General features: G+C 65.9%; 16 protein-coding genes and 1 pseudogene. 5 read left to right on the top strand and 12 right to left on the bottom strand.

What is annotated here, in order from left to right:
• Positions 1-269 precede the first annotated feature (269 nt).
• The 3 genes from HQN78_RS18570 to HQN78_RS18560 form a co-directional block, all read right to left on the bottom strand.
• Positions 270-776 (bottom strand): GNAT family N-acetyltransferase, encoded by a 507-nt coding sequence (locus HQN78_RS18570; RefSeq protein WP_235085471.1) that lies wholly within the window; start codon positions 774-776, stop codon positions 270-272.
• A 60-nt stretch (positions 777-836) separates the two neighbouring features.
• Positions 837-1,094: a YjhX family toxin gene (locus HQN78_RS18565; protein WP_107801397.1), complete on the bottom strand. Its 258-nt coding sequence runs from the start codon at positions 1,092-1,094 to the stop codon at positions 837-839.
• A 204-nt stretch (positions 1,095-1,298) separates the two neighbouring features.
• On the bottom strand, positions 1,299-1,868 hold the full coding sequence (locus HQN78_RS18560) for a GNAT family N-acetyltransferase (RefSeq protein WP_227105983.1): 570 nt from the start codon (positions 1,866-1,868) through the stop codon (positions 1,299-1,301).
• Between the two features lie 568 nt (positions 1,869-2,436).
• On the opposite strand from HQN78_RS18560, the gene HQN78_RS18555 reads away from it, so the two are divergent.
• Both HQN78_RS18555 and HQN78_RS18550 read left to right on the top strand, forming a co-directional pair.
• Positions 2,437-4,101, top strand: coding sequence for a YadA family autotransporter adhesin (locus HQN78_RS18555; protein ID WP_235085468.1), 1,665 nt, complete (start codon positions 2,437-2,439; stop codon positions 4,099-4,101).
• A gap of 43 nt (positions 4,102-4,144) precedes the next feature.
• A complete protein-coding gene (locus HQN78_RS18550; protein WP_235085466.1) occupies positions 4,145-4,573 on the top strand; it encodes an outer membrane protein assembly factor BamE in 429 nt (142 codons plus the stop codon).
• A 140-nt stretch (positions 4,574-4,713) separates the two neighbouring features.
• On the opposite strand, the gene katG is transcribed toward HQN78_RS18550, so the two are convergent.
• The 5 genes from katG to HQN78_RS18525 all read right to left on the bottom strand — a co-directional run bounded on the left by katG (position 4,714) and on the right by HQN78_RS18525 (position 9,729).
• Positions 4,714-6,924, bottom strand: coding sequence for a catalase/peroxidase HPI (gene katG / locus HQN78_RS18545; protein WP_227105989.1), 2,211 nt, complete (start codon positions 6,922-6,924; stop codon positions 4,714-4,716).
• Between the two features lie 405 nt (positions 6,925-7,329).
• Positions 7,330-7,878 (bottom strand): methylated-DNA--[protein]-cysteine S-methyltransferase, encoded by a 549-nt coding sequence (locus HQN78_RS18540; RefSeq protein ID WP_227105991.1) that lies wholly within the window; start codon positions 7,876-7,878, stop codon positions 7,330-7,332.
• Positions 7,879-7,890: 12 nt separating this feature from the next.
• Complete coding sequence (locus HQN78_RS18535) at positions 7,891-8,124, bottom strand: helix-turn-helix transcriptional regulator (protein WP_107801404.1); 234 nt, start codon at positions 8,122-8,124, stop codon at positions 7,891-7,893.
• A gap of 9 nt (positions 8,125-8,133) precedes the next feature.
• Positions 8,134-8,694: a DUF2975 domain-containing protein gene (locus HQN78_RS18530; protein ID WP_048415378.1), complete on the bottom strand. Its 561-nt coding sequence runs from the start codon at positions 8,692-8,694 to the stop codon at positions 8,134-8,136.
• A 609-nt stretch (positions 8,695-9,303) separates the two neighbouring features.
• On the bottom strand, positions 9,304-9,729 hold the full coding sequence (locus tag HQN78_RS18525) for an Lrp/AsnC family transcriptional regulator (protein WP_107801405.1): 426 nt from the start codon (positions 9,727-9,729) through the stop codon (positions 9,304-9,306).
• A gap of 149 nt (positions 9,730-9,878) precedes the next feature.
• Between HQN78_RS18525 and HQN78_RS18520 the strand changes: the two genes are divergently transcribed.
• Positions 9,879-11,480: an NAD(P)/FAD-dependent oxidoreductase gene (locus HQN78_RS18520; protein WP_235085464.1), complete on the top strand. Its 1,602-nt coding sequence runs from the start codon at positions 9,879-9,881 to the stop codon at positions 11,478-11,480.
• Between the two features lie 61 nt (positions 11,481-11,541).
• Here HQN78_RS18520 and HQN78_RS18515 read toward each other — a convergent pair whose 3' ends face one another.
• Positions 11,542-13,581 carry a TonB-dependent receptor gene (locus HQN78_RS18515; RefSeq protein WP_235085461.1) on the bottom strand — a complete coding sequence of 680 codons (2,040 nt, stop codon included), beginning with the start codon at positions 13,579-13,581 and terminating at the stop codon, positions 11,542-11,544.
• Between the two features lie 240 nt (positions 13,582-13,821).
• Here HQN78_RS18515 and fes point away from each other — a divergent pair, with 240 nt between their 5' ends.
• Positions 13,822-15,159: an enterochelin esterase gene (fes, locus tag HQN78_RS18510; protein ID WP_235085458.1), complete on the top strand. Its 1,338-nt coding sequence runs from the start codon at positions 13,822-13,824 to the stop codon at positions 15,157-15,159.
• Positions 15,160-15,188: 29 nt separating this feature from the next.
• Here the strand turns inward: fes and HQN78_RS18505 are convergent, their stop codons facing one another.
• From HQN78_RS18505 to fepD, 3 genes and pseudogenes are all read right to left on the bottom strand, one after another.
• A complete protein-coding gene (locus HQN78_RS18505; RefSeq protein WP_227106000.1) occupies positions 15,189-16,019 on the bottom strand; it encodes an ABC transporter ATP-binding protein in 831 nt (276 codons plus the stop codon).
• Positions 16,016-16,914, bottom strand: a pseudogene (gene fepG, locus HQN78_RS25915) (iron-enterobactin ABC transporter permease). Before fepG ends, HQN78_RS18505 begins: the two are co-directional and overlap by 4 nt.
• A 140-nt stretch (positions 16,915-17,054) precedes the next feature.
• Entirely contained in the window at positions 17,055-18,092 is a 1,038-nt protein-coding gene (gene fepD / locus HQN78_RS18495) for a Fe(3+)-siderophore ABC transporter permease (protein WP_107802099.1), read from the bottom strand.
• Between the two features lie 164 nt (positions 18,093-18,256).
• Between fepD and entS the strand changes: the two genes are divergently transcribed.
• Entirely contained in the window at positions 18,257-19,537 is a 1,281-nt protein-coding gene (entS, locus tag HQN78_RS18490; RefSeq protein ID WP_235085456.1) for an enterobactin transporter EntS, read from the top strand.
• Positions 19,538-20,510 lie beyond the last annotated feature (973 nt).

Here is a 20,510-nt window from a genome sequence, read left to right as displayed (position 1 = left end):
GCTCGCTAGGTTTTGACCGGGCTCTAAGCAGCCATTTCGGCTAAACAATTTGCTTATTAAGTAAGCGGGTAGATTCTTGTCTAGCCATGAGAGTGGGCGATACTGTCATTTATGACAATTATTTAATTGACATTAAATCATTTTTGAAACAATTAAGTTGATAATAAGCCATCAAGCCGCAGTGTCGGGCTTGGTTTCAGAACCCTGCGGTGGGCGCGGTCCCAGCCAGCCCGGCCGCCGCAGCGGCGCGGACCGGCTCGCCAAACCGTTTAGGCCGTGGCTTCAAACGCCGGAGGGTAGCTGACGCTGCCGGAAGGCAGCGGCGCGCCCAAGCTTTGCGCCATGAAGTATTCGGCCGGCACGCCCGGCAAAATCAGGCCTGGCCGCGCTTGGAAGCCGAAGCGCGCGTAGTAGCCGGGATCGCCCAACACCACGCAGCCCGACGCGCCCAGCTCGCGCAGCGCGGCCAGCGCCTGTTTCATCAGCAGGCTGCCTATGCCCTGGCCCTGTCGCTCCGGATGCACGGACAGCGGGCCGATGCCGTGCCAGCCGGCGGCGCCGGAGGAGACGAGCACCGGCGAGGCGGCGATGTGGCCCAGCAGACGTTTGCCGTCCAGCGCCACGATGGAAAGCGTGAGCTGGCCGCTGCGGCGCAGCGTGTTGACGATGAAGTGCTCGGTGTGGCTGGAGTGTTCTTCGGCGAGGAAGGCGGCCCGGGTCAGTTCGAAAATGGCGTCGATGTCGCGGTCTTGTTCGTTTCTCAGCATGAGAGTCATAGCGTTCTCCTGGCGCGCCAGCGCGGCCGCCGCTTTTGCGCGGCTGCGCGGCGGCGGTGGTCATTGGTTGTCGAGTTGGCCGCGTACGGCGCGCAGGCCGGCCTTATTGATTTGGTAAGGCTGGCCGTTCTTGGAGCTGATCAGGCGTTTGGTCCTGAGCTTCTGGAACACGAGCAGGGTGCAGTCGGACAGCAGATACCCTTCACGGGTATAGCATTCCACGGTGAAGATACGGCCCGCGTCGTCGCGCAGGTGCGCGATGCGGCCGCCTTTGGCCAGGACGTGCAACGTCCTTTGCTCCGGCTTGGAGATATTCATATTGGATGATCATTCGGCAATCAAATGCGAAAACGGGCAGCCGCCGCGATGCGGGCGCTACCAGCTCAGGGGCATTTTGATAACGGCCAGCCGGGAAACCGGGCGGCGTTATCGGATTGCTGCAATCTCCAACATGCAAAGCCTTTGCGAGGATGAAAGAAGGGCGCTCATCAAGATGAGCAGGTCAAAATTCTAAGCGGATAGCTAAGTAAAATCAACAGTCTGCGCGCTCAGCGCCAATTCCAGCTGACAATCGAAAGGCTCCAGCGCCAGTTGCGGCGCGTGCAGCCAGCGAGCGGGCGCGCAGCCGCAGGCTTCGTAGAAGTCGACGGTTTCAACGGCGGAGTGCGAGGAGATGTAGAGCGCGTCCGCGCCCAGCGCCCGGCCGGCGGCGGCTGCCGCCGCCAGCAACGCCCGCCCCAGCCCTCGGCCGCGCCAGCGGCGGTCCACTTGCAGTTCTTTCAATTGCCGGTAGCCGCCGTCCGGGCCCAGCGCTTGCGGGTCGATGGCGGCGAAGCCGGCCAGGCCGCCGTCCATGTCCAGCGCCAACACCGCGCCGTCGGCGGCGATGCGCGCCAGTTCCCGCGTCAGCTCGCGTCGTTCCGCTGGGGACCAGTCGTCGATGAAGGGCTCGGCCACGCACTGCCGGCCATCGGCTCCGGCGCGATAGACCAGATCAACATCCTGACGGCGCTGGAAGGCGTCCAGCCAGTTGGCGGGGATGTCGCGCGGGCTCAGCCGGCGGATGGGCGGTGCAGACGGGCGGATGGACATGGCTCGGATGAGGATGGCAAGAACGGAATTATCTCAGAAGCTGTTCAAAGTCCGCTGCGCTTTGTGAGACGCGGCGCGGCGCGCGCGCTGGGGCCGGATGGTTTTGGCGCCGGCTCCGGAAACGCGGCGTGTAAGCCGCTGATATTCTATTTGAATTTTATCTATCAATCATGCGTATTGATAGATAAAACGAATTAGTCGATTCAATTATTTCAATTTTCACAGATATTAACAGAATGTTAGGATTCATAAAAATCAAAGGCATAGCGTAGACCCGCCGCGCCGAATAAGGGTTTGCAAGAGCTTGCCCTGTTCGAGCGCGGTGTGTCGCGAGCGGAGTGCCTGAATGCAGTGACAAGCCAGCGCCGCCGGCGGAGCCGCGTCGCGCCCCTGGACCGAACCGCGGCCGGCCATGGGTTTTCGGCGGGAATGCGCGTCTTCGCGTTTATCCCGCCCTAAGCCTGGAGCCGGCGGCGGGCTTGCCTGCAAAGACTTGCCTTAAGTGAATTCCATCAATCTGAAGAATGTGGTCTGTGAAATGAGTAATAAAGCATCTGAAGCAAAGCGTTTGTCCTCGCCCTCTCTGGCCTTGAGCGCATTGAGCCTGGCCGTGGCCTGTTCCTGGTCCGCCTTGGCGAGCGCCGACACGATCTCCAGCGTCGGCAGCAATAATGTCTACGGCGCGGGTTCGGTGGACCCGGCGGTGGCGAGCAACAGCAATAACTCCATCTATGGCGTGGGCGCCGGCAGCAATATGAACGGCACCAACAACTCGGCCTTTGGCGCCGCCGCCGGCGTGAATGTGACGGGGAGTTACAACACCTCGATCGGTCAGAACGCGGGCACCAATGTGCAGGGCAACAATAACGCTTTCATGGGCAACGACTCCGGCTACAACGTGACCGGCGACGCCAACGTGGGCACCGGCATCAACACCATCCGCAACGTCACCGGCACCGGCAACACCGGCAGCGGGGCCAATGCGGCCCAAGACATCCAGGGCGATTTCAACGCCGGCCTGGGCAACAACTCCAACCGCAACGTCACCGGCAGCTACAACACCAGCAGCGGCACCTTCTCCGGCTGGAACATCAAGGGCAGCAACAATACCGCCAACGGCGCGAATGCCGGCAGCAATGTCACGGGGGACAACAATACCGCGGTGGGCAGCTATGCCGGGCGCGGCGTGACCGGCAGCGGCAACTTCGCCGCCGGCAACCAGGCCGGCCAGAATGTGTCCGGCAGCAATAATGTGGCCATCGGCAATCATGCCGGTTCCAACACCAATGCCAGCAATGCGGTGGCGGTGGGCGACAATGCCGCCGCCAACGCCAACAATGCGCTGGCGCTGGGCAGCAACGCCCAGGCCAGCAACGTCAACGACGTCGCCTTGGGCGCCAACAGCCGGACCGCGGCGGCCAATCCCACCGCCAGCGGCGTGGTGGACGGCGTAACCTACAGCTACGCCGGCGCGGCCCCTTCCAGCGTGGTGAGCGTGGGCAGCGCGGGCAATGAGCGTCAAATCAGCAATGTCGCCGCCGGCCGGGTGAGCGGGACCAGCACCGACGCGGTGAACGGCAGCCAGCTGAACGCGACCAACCAGGCGGTGCAGCGGGTGAGCGCCAAGGTGGACAACGCCGGCACCGGAACCGCGGCGGCCTTGGGCGGCGGCGCGTCTTACAACGCTCAGACCGGCGCGGTGAACGGTCCGAACTACACCGTTTACGGCAATACCGTGAACAATGTCGGCGATGCGATCGACCGGCTGCAGAAAAGCGGGCCGGTGCAGTATTCCGATCCCAGCGGCCGGACGACGACCACAAGCGCCGGCAACGACGTCACCCTGGTGGGCGGGGACGGCGGCAGGCCGGTGACCATCCACAATGTGGCGGCGGGCGCGCAGGGCACGGACGCGGTGAACGTGGACCAGCTGAATGCGGCCAACTTCAACAATCAGCAGCAATTCAAGCAGCTCAGGTCCGATCTGTCCGATACGCGCCGCGACGCGCTGGGCGCGGCGGCCGGCGCGATGGCGATGGCCGGCCTGCCGCAGGCATTCCTGCCCGGCAAGAGCATGTTGGCCGTGGCCACGGCCACCACCGGCGGCGAGTCCGCCATCGCGGTGGGCTTGTCCTCGCTGTCCGACAACGGCCGCTGGGTGGTGAAGTTCTCCGGCTCCACCAATACCCGCGGTCAGGGCGGCGCCAGCCTGGGCGCGGGCTTTCAGTGGTAAGCGGCAGGCAAGATCAATCAGCTGATAGTGAATGAGAGAGATGATGAAACAAGCGATATTCGGCGGCGCTTTCCGCTGCCTGCTGCTGGCGGCCGCCGGCGCGGCTTTGATGGGTTGCGGCAGCAGCCGCCTGAGCAAGATCACCGACGACGGCCATCTGGCCGAACAGGCCAGCCCGGTCTGGCCCGGCATTGAAGACAACCGCTGGCAGCCGGAAGGCAGCGTGCCCAATCCGGACAATCTGGCCAAGGTGCAGCCGGGCCTGAGCAAGGAACAGGTTTACGGCCTGATCGGCCGCCCGCATTTCGCCGAAGGGATGATCGATGTGCGGGAGTGGGATTATGTGCTGAATCTGAGCCCCAAGGACGGCGGGCAAGCCCGGGCTTGTCAGTACAAGCTGCTGTTCGACAAGCGGATGAAGCTGGCTTCGGTGATCTGGCGGCAGGAAGCCTGCGCCAAGATCGCATCCTAAAGTCGGATCCGACGCCGGAACCACGAAACGAAGCGCCTTGACCGGCGTTTCGTTTTTTTTTGCGCACAGTCCTTGCTGAGCGCGGCGCAAAAAAACGCGCGGCCCAGAGGCCGCGCGTTGCTTGCAGGGACGAACCGCGCTTATTTCAGATCGAAGCGGTCCAGATTCATCACCTTGTTCCAGGCGGCGACGAAGTCGCGGACAAACTTCTGCTGCGCATCGTTTTGAGCGTAGACCTCGGCCAGCGCCCGCAGCTGCGAGTTGGAGCCGAACACCAGGTCCACCCGGCTGCCGGTCCACTTGAGCGCGCCGGTTTTGCGGTCGCGGCCTTCGTACAGCTCATTGGCGCTGGAAGCCGGCTGCCAGGCCACGTTCATATCGAGCAGGTTGACGAAGAAGTCGTTGCTCAATACGCCCGGACGAGCGGTGAACACGCCGTGCGGCGCTTGATCCGCATTGGCGCCCAGCACGCGCAGGCCGCCCACCAGCACGGTCATTTCCGGCGCGCTCAGCGTCAGCAACTGGGCTTTGTCCACCAGCAGCGCCTCCGCGGGCAAGGAATAAGCCTGTTTCTGATAATTGCGGAAACCGTCCGCCTGCGGCTCCAGCACGCTGAAGGATTCCACGTCGGTCTGTTCCTGGCTGGCGTCGGTCCGGCCCGGCGCAAACGGCACGCTGACCTTGTGGCCGCCGGCCTGGGCGGCCGCTTCCACCGCCGCGCCGCCGGCCAGTACGATCAGGTCGGCCAGCGACACTTGCTTGCCGCCGCTCTGCGCGGCGTTGAAGTCCTGGCGGATGGCTTCCAGCGCTTTCAGCACGCGGGCCAATTGCGCCGGCTGGTTCACCGCCCAGTCTTTTTGCGGGGCCAGGCGGATGCGGGCGCCGTTGGCGCCGCCGCGCTTGTCCGATCCGCGGAAGCTGGAGGCGGAGGCCCAGGCGGTGGCCACCAGTTCGCTGACCGACAGGCCGGAGGCCAACACCTTGGCCTTGAGCGCGGCGATGTCCGCGTCGTTGATCAGCGGTTGACAGGCCGCCGGCAGCGGGTCTTGCCAGATCAGGTCTTCGGCCGGCACTTCCGGCCCCAGGTAGCGGGCCTTGGGCCCCATATCGCGGTGGGTCAGCTTGAACCAGGCGCGGGCGAAGGCGTCGGCGAAGGCGGCCGGGTTTTGATGGAAGCGGCGGGCGATGGGCTCGTAGATCGGGTCGAAGCGCAGCGACAGATCGGCGGTGGTCATCATCGGCGGGTGTTTCTTCGCCGGGTTGTGAGCGTCCGGGATCAGGTGTTCCGGTTTGACGTTCTTGGCCACCCACTGATGGGCGCCGGCCGGGCTCTTGGTCAGTTCCCAGTCGTAGCCGAACAAGGTGTCGAAATAGCCGTTGTCCCACTGCGTCGGATTGGGTTTCCACGCGCCCTCGATGCCGCTGGTGGTGGTGTATTCGCCCTTGCCGTCGCCCAAGCGGTTGATCCAGCCCAGGCCTTGCGCTTCCAGCGGCGCGGCTTCCGGTTCCGGGCCCACCAAGGCCGGATCGCCGGCGCCGTGGGCTTTGCCGAAGGTATGGCCGCCGGCCACCAGGGCCACGGTTTCTTCATCGTTCATCGCCATGCGGGCGAAGGTTTCGCGCACGTCGCGGCCGGAAGCCAGCGGATCCGGATTGCCGTCCGGGCCTTCCGGGTTCACGTAGATCAAGCCCATCTGCACTGCGGCCAGCGGGTTGTCCAGCTGGCGGTCGCCGGAGTAGCGGCTGTTGGCCTCGGCGCTGGTAGCCAGCCATTTGGTTTCCGCGCCCCAGTAAACGTCTTCTTCCGGCTGCCAGATGTCCTGACGGCCGCCGCCGAAACCAAAGGTTTTGAAGCCCATGGATTCCAGCGCCACGTTGCCGGCCAGGATCATCAGGTCGGCCCAGGAAATCTGCTTGCCGTATTTTTGCTTGATCGGCCACAGCAGACGGCGCGCCTTGTCCAGGTTGCCGTTGTCCGGCCAGCTGTTGAGCGGAGCGAAGCGCTGATTGCCGGTGCCGGCGCCGCCGCGGCCGTCGGCGGTGCGGTAGGTGCCGGCGTCGTGCCAGGCCATGCGGATGAACAGGCCGCCGTAATGGCCCCAGTCGGCCGGCCACCAGTCCTGAGAGGTGGTCATCAGCGCCTTGAGGTCGTTTTTCAGCGTGGGGTAGTCCAGCTGTTGGAAGGCGGCGGGGTAGTCGAAGTCCGGGTCCAGCGGATTGGAGGCCGGGGCGTGCTGGTGCAGGATGTTGAGGTTGAGCTGGTTGGGCCACCAGTCGCGGTTGGATTGGGCGTTGACCACGGCCGGATTGCCGGTGGCGTGATGGAACGGGCACTTGGACGCGCTGCTCATGACAGACTCCTTAGGTCAAGGTGTTCAATGACTTGCTGGGATCAGCTTAGTGAAGCTTGCCGCGGGAAGCCATTGAGCAATTTCAATCAGCTCTATGGCTTCCGTCAATCAATCATGCTTTGGCGATAGTTAGTTCATTGGGCGCGCCGCATAGTTCCTGGGCTTGGGAATTAAGACGAGGCTTCAACGCCCTTGTCTACAATCCCGCGGAAGTACAGCGGACCCTGAGCAGGCTAGAGCCTGTTCCAAAGTCCCGCGAGCAAGGGCGAGACAAGGCGAAAACAGCTGAGGAAGCGGAATGTACGCGTGGTACATGAGCATTTCGAAGGTGTTTTCAACGTCGAATCGCAGAAGCGCAGCAGACTTTGAACAGGTTCTAAGGGTGTGAAAGGCGTGGGCGGATGGCTAGAGGACGCGCTCGCGCTCGTGCGCCAGGAGCCAGGCCTTGCGCTCCAGCCCCCCGCCGTAGCCGGTGAGCGCGCCGTCTTTGCCCAGCACGCGGTGGCAGGGGACGATGATGGAGAGGCGGTTGGCGCCGTTGGCGGCGGCCACGGCGCGGACGGATTGCGGGCGGCCCAGCCTTGCGGCCTGTTCCTGATAGCTGCGGGTGCGGCCGTAGGGCACGCTCAGCAGCAATCGCCAGACCGCCTGCTGGAAGGCGGTGCCGGGCAGGTGTAGCGCCACGTCGAAGTCGCGGCGCGAGCCGGCGAAGTACTCGCCGATCTCGCGTTCGGCCTGGCGCAATAGCGGGCTGTCGCCGTCGGCGATCTCAGCGGACAGCAGGCGGCGCAGCGCCGCCAGCTCCGCGTCCACGATGGGCCGGTCGGTGAACTCCAGCAGGCACAGGCCATCCTGGCTGGCGCAGGCGATCATGGCGCCGAGCGGGGTGTCGAAGCGGCGCAAGAGCAGCGGCCCGGCCTGGCGGGCGGCATGGACGTGAATCGCTTGGGGCATGGTTAAGCCGGCTTACTCGCCGTTGCCGGCCGCGTCCGGCTCGGCCGGCACCAGCTGCAGCAAGTCGCCCGGCTGGCAGTCCAGATACAGACAGATCGCCTCCAGGGTGGAGAGCCGGAAGCCCTTGACCTTGCCTTGCTTCAGCAGCGACAGGTTTTGCTCGGTGATGCCGATGGCCTGGGCCAGGTCCTTGGATTTGACCTTGCGCTGGACGAGCAGCATGTCCAGATGGATTTTGATGGGCATGTGTCGCTTTCAGATGAATTGCTTATTTTCGCACGCCAGCGCAATGCCTTCTCGCTGAATGCGCGCAATGATCATGACCACCGCGGCAATGAACAGGCTTTCCAGGTTTTCGGTGTGGAAGCTGACGGCGATCAGCCGCTGTCCCTCCGGCCGCATCATGGTCAGCCAGGCGCTGATCATCGGTTGGGAGACGAGGTCCGCCAGCACCCAGAGCGCCACGCTGGAGCCCACCTTGGATAATAAGGACGCGGAGCGTTCCGTAAAGTATTCCCTGCGCGCATAGAGCTTGAACAAGCGGTGCAAGGCATACAGGCCTTGGGCCAGGATCAGCAGCGGGATGCAAGACAGGACCGCGCCGCCGGCGCGTTGCCACAGCGGCAAGCTAGGGAGATCGAACTCGCTTGAGCCGTAAAACCCTCTGACGGTGTCAACCGTGACGGTCAAGCCGGCGTCGATGATGGACTTGGGAAAGAGCCAGAACAGGATGTCCAGCAGCAGCATGGCGCCAATGCCCAAGACGGTGATGTAGGCCATGGCGGCGCAATAGCGGCTCAATCGCGTGGAGTTCATGAGGGTTCCTTGTGACGGGTTGGAAAGACAATGAGGTCGGGATTATGAAAGTATCGCAAAACAATTATTTTTTATTGTAAAACGATCATTTTTTGCTGTGCAAGTTTGATTTGCATGCTGTTGCGGCAAGCACACGGCTCGGGCCCGCCGCCGTGCGGCGCGCGGTGAGCCCTCAAGCCTGGCTGGGCGCGGCTTTTGGATTGTTTGGAGGCGTGTTGCGTAGAATATACATATGGAACGACAAATTATTATCGTTTAACAATAATTAGTTTGTGTAATACAGTCATCGTCTTTTGCGCGGAGGCGGACCGCCCTCGCGCGCTGTCTCAAACCCTGCCCGGCGCGTTTAGCGCCGGAGCAAAGAAAGAGCCTGGACGATGAGCGATGCAAATCAAGCGAGCGGCGCGCCGGAGCCCCCGCCTGGGCGGGCGGCCGCATGGCCGGCGCCGGCCCGTGTTTAAGACCTTGGGCCGCGGCCGGCGCGCGCGCCTGCTGTGCGTCTTGCTGGTGTGGGGGCTGGCGGCCTGCAGAGGAGAGGGCGCCGGCTTGAGAGCGGCGATGTCGCGGCCGTTTCAGGCCTTGACCGCGCTGGCGCGCGGGCCGGCGGGTTCAGCGGTCTATCCGCGTGGTCATCAGGATGGCGGTGCTGGTGCGCTCCACGCCGTCCAGCGCGCCGATGCGGTCGATCAGCCCGTCCAGCTCGGCCACGCCGGCGGCCTCCACGCCGGCGATGAAGTCGTGGACGCCGCTGACCGAGTGCAGGGTGCGGACCTGGGGCAGCCGGCGCAAGGCGCTTTCAATCGACGGGCTCAGCCGCGGCTCGGCGGCGATCATCACCAGCGCGCGCACTTGGGCGGCGTCGTGAGCGGCGCTGGTGCGCACGCTGTAGCCCAGGATCACGCCGCCGCGCTCCAGTCTTTCGATGCGGCTTTGCACCGTGGTGCGGGACAGGCCCAGCCGGCGCGCCAGTTCCGTGGTGGGCGCGCGGGCGTTTTCGCGCAGCAGCGCGAGCAATTGCTGATCGGTGGCGTCCATGGCGGCTCCGTGCGGGGTGGGCGATTTGGCGCTATGCCGGACTTTTCGTCAATCCGATCAATAATATCCGACAGTTCGTCGCTATGCGCGCTGCAATTTGCCGAACTTGATTCGAGAATGAGGCTTCCCCTGAGACGAGGAGCGAAGCGATGCGGGATGCGATCATTGTGGGCGGCGGCCACAACGGCCTGGTGTGCGCCCATTACCTGGCGCGGGCAGGGCTGAAGGTGACGGTGCTGGAACGGCGCGGCGTGGTGGGCGGCGCGGCGGTGACCGAGGAATTCCATCCCGGCTTCCGCAACTCGGTGGCCGCCTACACGGTGTCGCTGCTCAATCCCAAGGTGAGCCGCGACATGGAGCTGGCGCGTCACGGCCTGAAGGTGGTGGAGCGGCCCTTGTCCAACTTCCTGCCGCTGGACGACGGGGGCTATCTGAAAGTGGGGCCGGGCCGCACCGCGGCCGAAGTGGCGCGTTTTTCGCGCCGCGACGCCGAGCGGTTGGACGATTACGCGCGGCATCTGGACGCCGCCGCCGAGCTGCTGCGCGAGCTGGTGCTGCAAACGCCGCCCAATGCGGTGGCGGGCGGCTGGCTGAACGCCTTGCCGGAGCTGCTCAAGGCCGGCCGGCTGGGGCGGCGGCTGGGCAAGCTGGAACTGGCGCAGCAACGCGAATTGCTGGACCTGTTCACCAAGTCCGCCGGCGATTATCTGGACGGCTGGTTCGACAGCGATCCGATCAAGGCGGTTTACGGCTTCGACAGCGTGGTGGGCAACTACGCCAGCCCGTACGCGCCGGGTTCGGCCTATGTCCTGCTGCACCATGTGTTCGGCGAGGTCAACGGCCGCAAAGGCGCGTGGGGCCACGCGCTGGGCGGCATGGGCGCCATCACCCAGGCCATGGCCCGCTCGGCGCGCGAGCGCGGCGCGGAGATCCGCATCGACAGCGCGGTGCGCGAAGTGCTGCTGGACAAGGGCCGGGCGGTGGGCGTGGTGACGGACCGCGGCGAGCGGCTGGACGCGCGCGTGGTGGTGTCCAATCTCAATCCGCGGCTGCTCTACACCCAGTTGCTGGACCCGGCGGCGCTGCCGGCGGATTTCCTGCGCCGGATGCAGAGCTGGCGCTGCGGCTCCGGCACCTTCCGCATGAACGTGGCCCTGTCCGAGCTGCCGGATTTCAGCTGTCTGCCGGGCAAGGCGCAGGCGGAGCACCACGGCAGCGGCATCATCATCGCGCCCAGCCTGGCCTATATGGAGCGCGCTTATCACGACGCGCGCGAACGCGGCTGGTCCGGCCGGCCCATCGTGGAAGTGCTGATCCCGTCCACGCTGGACCCGTCCTTGGCGCCGCCGGGCCAACACGTGGCCAGCCTGTTTTGCCAGCACGTGGCGCCGCAATTGCCGGACGGCGCCAGCTGGGACGATCACCGCGAAGAAGTGGCGGACCTGATGATAGACACCGTCGCCCGCTACGCGCCCAATTTCAAGGGCGCGGTGCTGGGGCGGCAGATCATGAGCCCGCTGGATCTGGAGCGCACCTTCGGCCTGGTGGGCGGCGACATTTTCCACGGCGCGCTGGGCCTGGATCAGCTGTTCTCGGCGCGGCCCATGCTGGGCCACGCCGATTACCGCGGCCCCATTCCCGGCCTGTACACCTGCGGCGCCGGCGCTCACCCCGGCGGCGGCGTCACCGGCGCGCCCGGCCACAACGCGGCGCGCGAGGTGCTGCGCGATCTGGGGCGCCGCATGGCCTGAGCGCCAGGCAAAAAAAAGCCCGCGGCGCGAGCCGACGGGCCAAAGGGCTATCAAGAGGGAATCAGTAGAAGCGGTAATCCAGGGTGAGGCCGACGGTGCGCGGCGCGCCGACCACGCCCAGATTGTTGCCGCGCGCCGGCAGCTGCGCGTACAGCACGCCCTGGTTGCCCAGATTGTTGATGTAGCCGCGCACCGTCCAGGCGGCGCTTTCGTAGCCGGCGTTGAGGTTGGCCACGGTGTAGTCGCCGGCGGTGCGGCTGCGTTCATTGTTGATGTCGGAGTAGTAAGCCCCCACGCGGTTCAGGCTGCCGCCGACGAACAGGCCGTGATCCAGCCGCTGTTTGAAGCCCAGGTTCACCGTCAGATGGGGCGCGTAGTTGAATTGATTGCCCTGGATGCCGGGGTTGGCGGCGTCGCTCTGAGTCACCTTGGTGTTCAGCAGACCCAGGCCGGCGCTCAGCGTCAGCCGCGGCGTGGCCCGCGCCTTGGTTTCCAGCTCCAGGCCGTAGCTTTCGCCCTTGGGAATATTGGTGAAGCGCGAGCCCAGGATGGCCTGGTAGCCGGTGTACTGGTTGAAGAAGGCGTTGACGTTGAGGCTGAGACGCTGCTCCAGGAAGCTGGAGCGGCTGCTGGCCTCGTAGGCGGTGACTTCTTCCTTGTTGTAGGTGTAGTACTCGTTGTTGTTGTCCAGGCCGGAGCCGCCGGCGTTGTAGCCTTTGCGCACCGAGAAGCCCAGCGTGGTGTCCGGGCTGTATTTGTAGCTGAGGCCGGCCTTGGGCAGGAACAGCGTTTCGCCGATATCGAAGTCGGCGCGGGCCTGCTTGGGCATGCCCGGCTGCAGCGTGGTGTTGCGGCGCTGCGTCTCCCGCTCCACGCGGCTGCCCAGATTGAGGCTCCAGCGTTCGTTCAGCGCCAGCGTGGCCTCGCCGTAGACGGCCTGGGTTTTCAGCTTGTCCTTGGCCGCCACGCGCGGCGCCGCGTTCATGTCCTGATCCCTATCGTAGTAATACGCGCCCACCACGCCGCTGAGCGCGCCGTTTTGCGGCGCATAGCTCAGCCGCGCCTCGGCGGTATTGCTCTTCTCATCCAGCCGCATGCGGAAATCGCTGCTGTCCACGAAGGCGCTGACGTTGTCGGCGTGGCCCAGCAGCAACTGGGCGCTCCAGGCGTCGTTGAACTGGTATTGCAGATCGGTGCTGACGGTGTTGTTGAAGGAATCCTGATAACGCGCTTCGGTGGACAGGCGGTGGTATTGGTAATCGAAGTAATTGCCGTCCACATAGTTCAGGTATTCGCCCTTGTTCTTGCGGTGCGACACCGTCAGCTTGGCGCTGAAGCCGGGCAGGGCGCCGGGCTTCCACAGCAGTTTGCCGCGCGCGCTGCTGTGCTTGAGGTCGGACGGGTCCCACGGCGTGTTGCCGCCCGGATAATTGACGTAGCTGTGGCCGTTCAGGCCTTCGGCGGCGATGCGGAAGGCCAGCTCCTCGGTGATCGGCCCGGACACCATGCCGGCCAGCGTGGCCTTACCGTTCTTGTTTTCGTAGCCGGCGCGCAGCGCGCCCTCCCAATCGAAGCTGGGGTCCTTGGTGTTGATCACCACGGCGCCGGCCAGCGTATTGCGGCCCTGAGTGGTGGACTGCGGGCCGCGCAGCACTTCTATCTGTTCCACGTCCCAGGGGCTGGCGTCCACGTAACGCTGGCCGTTCCAGCTTTCCGGCATGCCGTCCACCGTGGTGCTGACCCGCGGGCGGGAGCCGGAAACCAGGGTGTTGTAGCCGGTGCCGGGGCCGGTGCCTTCCACGCCGCGGATATTGACGATGCCGGCGCCGTTGCTGCTGGCGTTGGGCGTGGCGGCCACGCTGTCGTACACCGATTTGTCGCCGCCGTGATCCATGTCGCGGATCACCGTCACCGCGGTGCTGGTGTCCTTCAGCGAGCGTTTGAGCTTTTCACCGGTGACGGTGACCGTGGGCAGCGCGGTTTGCTGGTCCTGAGCGTCGGGCGCCGCCAGCGCCGCGTGCGAGAGCGTCAGGCCGCCGATGCCGGCCAGCGCCAGCTGGGTGGACAGGGCAAGGGGAAGGCGTTTCAGATTGTGTTCCATCGTGCTGCGATTCCTGTTTTTTTTGTGCGTGACTCGAGATCGGCGCGCTTCTGAAGTTCGGCGGCGTCGTCTGGCTGGCGAGGAATCGTTGGCTACTGCGGCGAGGGGAACGAGGAGCGCGGACGGCCCTTGCGGGTCGTTGCGATCACCATGGTCAAATGATAGTATTTCTCATTCGCATTATGCAAATAAGGTGCGAACATTCTTGCTCAAGCACCGCGGAAAACGCCAGGAAACAAGATGCAGACAATGGAAGAAACGGCGTGGAATCAACACGCTGCGCGCAGTGCGGCTTGCTTGCAACACCCCGAGGCGGGCCAGCCGGCCTGGTGGGAGCGTCTGGCCACCGTGGGCGCGCCGCTCACCGAACGCCTGCCGGACGGCAGCGTATGCGTGACCTTCCTCTGGCGGGACCCCAACGGACCCGCCGCCCGTTCTCCGCTGGCCCGCGTCTACGTGGACGTCAATTCCGTTACCGATCACCATCGCGCCCAGCCGCAGTCGCTGGCGCGGCTGGGCGACACCGACGTCTGGTGGTGGCAGACCGAGCTGCCGGCCAACTGGCGCGGCAGCTACGCCTATATTCCGGTCACCGCCGAGCAGGCCCCGCCGGCGCCGGACGCCGACGCGCGCGCCAGCCGGCTGCGCCACCGCCAATGGTGGCTGGACATCATGAGCCGGGCGGCGGCGGACCCGCTCAACCCCCGCGCCGGCTATGTCAGCAGCTGGGGCGCGCCCTTGTCCGCGCTGCACCTGGACGCGGCGCCGGACCAGCATGCCTGGCAAGCCTGGGATCTGCGCCGCCAGGGCGCGGACCCGGCGCGGCTGAGCGTGATCCAGTGGGACAGCGCGCGGCTGGGCAAGACGCGCAGAGTCTGGCTGTACCAAACCGGCGCGCTGCCGGCCAAGGAGCGCGGCGAGCGGCCGCTGGCCATTTTGCTGGACGGCCAGCACTGGGCCGAGCGCATGCCGGTGTTCGCCGCGCTGGACGCGGACACCCGGCGCGGCCGGCTGCCGCCGGCGGTTTATCTCTTGGTGGACGTCATCGACAACCGACATCGGGAGCAGGACCTGCCCTGCAACGCCGATTTCTGGCTGGCGCTGCAACAGGAACTGCTGCCGCAGGCGGAGCGCGTCGCGCCGTTCAGCGCGCGGTCGGAACGCACGGCGGTGGCGGGGCAGAGCTACGGCGGCCTGGCGGCGATGTTCGCCGGCCTGCGCTGGCCGGAGCGCTTCGGCTGCGTGCTCAGCCAGTCCGGCTCCTTCTGGTGGCCTTACGTGGAACTGCACGAACGCGCCCGCGCCGTCAGCGAACGACGGCTGCCCGGCAGCCGCGGCCGGCTGACGGAACAACTGGAGGCCGGCGAACTGCCGCCGGGACGGCTGCGGGTATATCAGGAAGTGGGCAGCCGCGAAGAAGTGATGCTGGACGTCAACGCCAGCCAGCGCGCGGCGCTGGAGCGTGCCGGCCATTGCGTGCGCTACCAGGCGTTCGAAGGCGGCCACGACTGGCTGTGCTGGCGCGGCGGCCTGTTGGACGGACTGGCCTGGCTGTGGCGGGAGTCGGCGGAAGGTTGAGCCGGCGGGAGGGGGCTGAACTCCGGTTCTCAAGCCCCGCGCGGAATCACCATCGGCGTATGGCTGACCGGATCGTCGATGATCAGGCAGCGCAGGCCGAACACCTGTTCGATCAAATCCGCGGTGACGATGTCGCGCGGCGCGCCCTCGGCCACGATGCGGCCGTCGCGCATCGCGATCAGATGGCTGGCGTAGCGACAGGCGTGGTTGATGTCGTGCAGCACCGCCACCAGCGTGCGGCCGCCGTCGCGGTTCAAGCGGCGGAACAACTCCAACAGCTCGATCTGATGCGCGATGTCCAGATAGGTGGTCGGCTCGTCCAGCAGCAGTAGCGGCGTTTGCTGCGCCAGCGCCATTGCCACCCACACCCGCTGGCGCTGGCCGCCGGACAATTCGTCCACCAGCCGGTCCGCCAGCGCGTCGGTGCCGGTGGCCGCCAGCGCCAGGCTCACCGCCTCCTCGTCCTCCCGGCTCCATTGCCGCAACAGGCTCTGATGCGGGTAGCGCCCGCGCGCCACCAGGTCCGCCACGGCGATGCCGTCCGGCGCCACCGCGCTTTGCGGCAGCAAGCCCAGCTGCCGCGCCACCGTCTTGGCCGGGAAACTGTGGATGTCGCGGCCGTCCAGGCACACCTGGCCGGACAGCGGCTTCAACAGCCGGCTCAGGCTGCGCAGCAAGGTGGATTTGCCGCAGCCGTTGGGGCCGATGATCACGCTGAAGGAGCCGTCGGGGATCCGCACGTCCAACTGCTCGCAAATGGTGCGCTGGCGGTAGCCCAGCCGCAGGCGCTCGCCGCGCAGCCGCGGCAGGTCCGCGCCGGCCGCCGGCGCGGCGTCCAGTTTCAAATTCAGGGAAGTCACGGTTTTCGGGCTCCGGTTTGACGCAGCAACAGCCACAGCAGATACAGGCCGCCAATGCAGATGGTGACGACGCCCACCGGCAGCTGACGGGGATAGAAGAACTGCTGGGCGCCGTAATCCGCGGCCAGCAGCAAGAGCGCGCCGGTCCAGGCCGCGGTCAGCGGGCTGGTGGCCTGGGTGCGGCGCAGGCGCAGCGCGATTTGCGGCGCGGCCAGCGCGATGAAGGAAATCGGCCCGGCCGCGGCGGTGGCGGAAGCGATCAGCGCCACCCCCAGGCCCATCAGCCACAGCCGGGTGCGCTCCGCCGACACGCCCAGCGCGCTGGCGCAGTCGTCGCCCATCTCCAGCAGGCGCATGCGCCGCTGCAGCGTTAGCGCCGCCGCCATCGCCAGCAGGCAGCACAGCGCGGAGGGCAGGCCCTTGTTCCAGGTCATGCCGTTGAGCGTGCCCGCCCCCAGGTGGCCGCGCTCATCGCCGCCTCCAGGCTGGCGTTGATCAGCAGCCAGTGATTGAGCGCGCTCAGCATGGCGCTGACGGCGATGCCGACGATGATCAGGCGGAAGCCGTGCGCGCCTTGCCGCCAGGCCAGCAGATACACCAGGCCGGCGGACAGCAGGCCGCCGGCCAGCGCGCCGCCGGCGATCTGGAAATGGCCGCCGTTGAACAGGGTGATCACCACCAGCGCGCCGGTATAGGCGCCGGTGTTGAAGCCCACCACGTCCGGGCTGCCCAGCGGGTTGCGGATCAAGGACTGGAAAATCGCGCCGCTCATGCCCAGCGCCGCGCCCACCACCAAGGCCATCAACACCCGCGGCAGCCGCCATTGCTGCACCACCGCCACCTCCAGCCGGCCGCCCTGGCCTTGCAAGGCCTGCCACACCTGTTCCAGGCTCATGGGCAAGGCGCCGGCGCGCAAGCTCATCGCCGCCAGCGCCGCGCAGGCGGCGGCCAACAGCAAACAGGTCCACAGCCCGCCCAGCGCCAGCCGGCCGTTGCAGCGGCCGTCCGGGCTGCCCCAGCTCAACACCGCCGGCTTCACGAGCGGCCTCCGGGCGCGGCGTGGCGGCGCGCCAGCCAGATCAAGGCCGGCGCGCCGATGAAGGCGGTGACGATGGAGACCCGCAGCTCGCCCGGCGTCAGCAGGCGGCCGACGATGTCCGAGCTCAACAGCAGAATGGGGGCCAGCAGCAAGGTGAAGGGCAGGGTCCAGCGCAGATCGGCGCCGCCCAGCCAGCGGGCCAGATGGGGAATCATCAGGCCGATGAAGGCGATGGGGCCGGCCACGGCGGTGCTGGCGCCGCACAGCAGGGTGATGGCCAGCACCGCGCCGGCCTGGATCAGCAGCGGCCGGCCGCCCAGGCTCACCGCCAGATCGCTGCCCATGCCCAAAGTGTTCAAGGGCCGCGCCAGCAGCAGCGCTAGCAGGCCGCCGGCGGCGATGACCGGAGCCACCAGCGCCACCGGGGTCATGCTGCGCACGTCCAGCGTGCCGGCGTTCCAGTAGCGCAGCTGATTGAAGGCCAGCGGGTCCAGCAGGGTGATGGCGGTGGACAAGCCCATCAGTACCGCGCTGACGGCCACGCCGGCCAGCACGAAGCGCAGCGGGTCCATGCGGCGCCCGCGCGCGCCCACCGCGTACACCAGCAAGGTGGCGCCCAGCGCTCCGGCGGCGGCGCAGCCCAGATAGCCCAGCTGGCTGTCCACGCCCCAGGCCGCCACGCCCAGCACCATGGCGAAGCTGGCGCCGGCGTTGACGCCCAGCACGCCGGGGTCCGCCAGCGGATTGCGCGACAGCGCCTGGATCAGCGCGCCGGACAGGCCCAGCGCCGCGCCGGCCAGCAGGCCCAGCAGGGTGCGGGGCAAGCGGCCTTGCAGCACGATCACGCTGTCCGGGTCGCCGCCGCCGTGCAGCAGGCTGCGCCATACGACGGAGGCCGGAATCGATTTGGCGCCCAGCATCAGGCTTAACAGGGCAATGGCCGCCAGCGCGGCCAGGCAGCACAGCAACAGGGTCAGGCGGCGGCTTGGCGGCGCCGTGGGCGCGAGCAGGGCCGAGGCGGGACGGATTGACATGATCAAATGCAAATGATTCCTAATACAGACTGCTGATGTTACCATGCGGCATCCATAACGGAACACCATCTTGCCGGGCGCGCGCGGGAAGCAAACCACGCCGTCCGCCGGGCGCGCCGGCGCATGCCAAGCGGCCTCCACCCCTGTCGAGATAAAACTTTGTCATGAAAAAGTCGCCTATCTTCGTTGATTTCAGCCTGCTCAGGCTCAACCCGCATTTCCGCTCTATCTTCATCGCCCGCATGATCTCGGTGTTCGCCTTCGGCATCCTGATGGTGGCGGTGCCGGTGCAAATCCATCAGCTCACCGGCTCCACGCTGCAAGTGGGCGCGGCGATGGCGCTGGACGGCGTCGGCATGTTCGCCGGCCTGATGTGCGGCGGCGTGCTGGCGGACCGCATGGACCGCCGCCGGCTGATTCTGCTGGGCCGCTCGCTGTGCGGTCTGGGCTTTCTGGCGCTGGCGCTCAACGGCTTCATGACCAACCCCTCGGTGCTGGCGCTCTACGTGGTGTCGGCCTGGGACGGTTTTTTCAGCGGCATCGGCATCACCTCGCTGATGGCGTCCATCCCGGTGCTGGTCGGCCGTGAAAACCTGCCGGCCGCCGGCGCGCTGAGCATGCTGACCATGCGCATCGGCGGCGTGCTGTCGCCCTTGCTGGGCGGCCTGATCATCGCCGCCGTCGGGGTGAACTGGAACTATCTGCTGGCCGGCGTCGGCACGCTGGCCACCCTGATCCCGCTGACGCGTTTGCCGTCCTTGAAGCCGCAGGGCGGGGAGCCGGCGCACCCGCTGCGTTCCTTGCTGGAGGGTTTCCAGTTCCTGTGGCAGAACAAGGTGGTGGGCGCGGTGGTGGCGGTGGGCACGCTGCAAACCTTGCTCAGCGCGGTGCGGGTGTTGTATCCCTCGCTGGCGGAGGACGGTTACGGCGGCGGCGCTTTCGAGGTGGGCCTGATGTATTCGGCGGTGCCCTTGGGCGCGATGATAGGCGCGTTCACCAGCGGTTGGGTGGGCGGTTTGAGCCGCCCCGGCGCGGTGATGTTGAGCTGCGTGCTGGCTTCGTCGCTGAGCATCGCCTCCTTGGGTCTGGTCCATCATCTGGCTTACGGCCTGCTGGCCTTGGCTTTGCTGGGTTATTTCGGTTCCATCGCGTCCTTGTTGCAGTTCACCTTGGTGCAGGGCAATACGCCGGATCATTTGCTGGGCCGGGTGAACAGCCTGTGGAACGCGCAGGATGTGGTGGGCGATGGTCTGGGCGCTTTGGGGCTGGGCGCGTTGGCGCGGGCCTTGGCGCCGTTGACGGCGGTGGGCTGGTTCGGCGCGGCGGCCGCGGCGGCCAGCCTGGCGATGTGCGGGGCTTTTGGGTCTTTGCGGCGTTTGGCCGGCGGCGCGGTCGCCGAGGCGGAGGCGGCCGGGGAGCCGGCGCGGCAGGGCGCGGGGTCCTAGCGCCAAGGGTTTGTTAGAACGGATGTTGTCGCAGGGCGGAAACCTCGGTTGGGGTTTTCGCCTTTTTTCATCCTCTGATGATTTTGATTGCCGGGGCTGCCCGGCGAGCAGGGAGAGGATATTTTCTTGGCCAAATATTACAAATATTAAAGGCCACCTTGTCACCCGACAGCAGGCTTGAAGGAGCCTGGGGCGCGTCAGATACATGGTTTCTTTTGGGGAATAATGCTTATCCACAGGTAAGGGCAATGTAGCCTAGTTACCCACAGAGCGAGCTAGGCAGCAAATCAACACTCCCTGGTTTAGAGAATTGGCCCCCTCGTGTAGCGCCCAGGTGTCCCCTCGGGGCGCGCCGGAGAAAAAGAGGTCTGCAAGGTTTAGGCAGGCACGAAGCAGGATTGGCGTACCGGAACAAACTAACCGGCGAGTGCAGGCACTCTCCCACAACGCACCTACCAATCAGGTACTGCCTGGAGGGATGACGAATATACGCGCAGAGGCCTATATCCGAGTTTGTTAATGAGACCCCAATTCCGTGTGCCGTATGTGGGCGATAACGTGGGGATTGTTGTCGAGGGGGCGGTTGGGGGTCAAGGTGGGGTGGTTGCTGTGATTGAGCGTAGTTTACTTGTTGAGTGATCTAGTTTTGAATCCGCTTCGCGGATATTGATTTAGGTGCCGCTTTCCGCGCTGACCGAGCGAGGCAAGCGCAGCGTCGCGAGGGAATAAGACGGGGAGGGGACGGGCCGCCGCCCCCTTTCATCCCCCCTCGTCCCCCAGGACGCGAAACCCCGAAGAAAAAGGGGCCTGCAAGGCGCAGCTGAACTCTCTACGTGCAAATCTTTGATTCGCTCAGTGATAATTTGCTAGCGTCAAATTGCTCAAGCAAAGCAACCACCCTACCTTGACCCCAAGCGTCCCCTCGGCAACAATCCCCCGTTGCCGCCCACATGCGGCACACGGGATTGGCGTC

Origin of the sequence: Chromobacterium sp. Beijing (genome assembly GCF_021496765.1) — a bacterium.
GTDB lineage: Bacteria > Pseudomonadota > Gammaproteobacteria > Burkholderiales > Chromobacteriaceae > Chromobacterium.
The sequence above is the reverse complement of the archived record's forward strand: the minus strand, read 5'-3'. Positions and strand labels throughout refer to the sequence as shown.